The organism is Cedecea sp. B1(4), from assembly GCF_059414925.1.
Genome location: NZ_JCAHMZ010000226.1, coordinates 1 through 446 on the forward strand (window position 1 = coordinate 1; position 446 = coordinate 446).

Consider the following 446-nt stretch of genomic DNA (forward strand, 5'->3'; position numbering starts at 1 on the left):
TCCCGCCCGACGTCGTGAAGCAACTCCAGTTGGATATGCGCAAGAAGCGGCAGCAGGCGAAGGACATCCCGCCCTACATCGTGCCGCTGTCGATTCAGGCCATGGAGATCGTCCGGCACCTGCTCGATGAGTTCAAGCCGGCCCAGCGCCACCTGTTCCGGCACGACAGCGACTTGAAGAAGCGCATCAGCGAGAACACCCTCAATGGTGCCCTCAAGCGCATGGGCTATCAGGAACGCCTGACCGGACACGGCATCCGCGGCACGATGTCCACTGCGCTCAACGAGATCGGCTACCCGAAAGTCTGGGTGGATGCACAGCTCTCGCACGTCGATCCCAACAAGGTCAGCGCGACCTACAACCATGCCGAGTACGTGGAGCAGCGTCGCCGCATGATGCAGGACTGGGCCGATCGGCTCGACCTCTTCGAGCAGAACCAGGTCGAG

General features: G+C 62.1%; 1 protein-coding gene. It reads left to right on the top strand.

Features of this window, described 5'->3' with window-relative positions; translation table 11 throughout:
• Positions 1–446, top strand: a 446-nt coding sequence (locus ACR6JA_RS22720; protein ID WP_494599728.1) for a tyrosine-type recombinase/integrase, incomplete at both ends; no start/stop codon positions are given.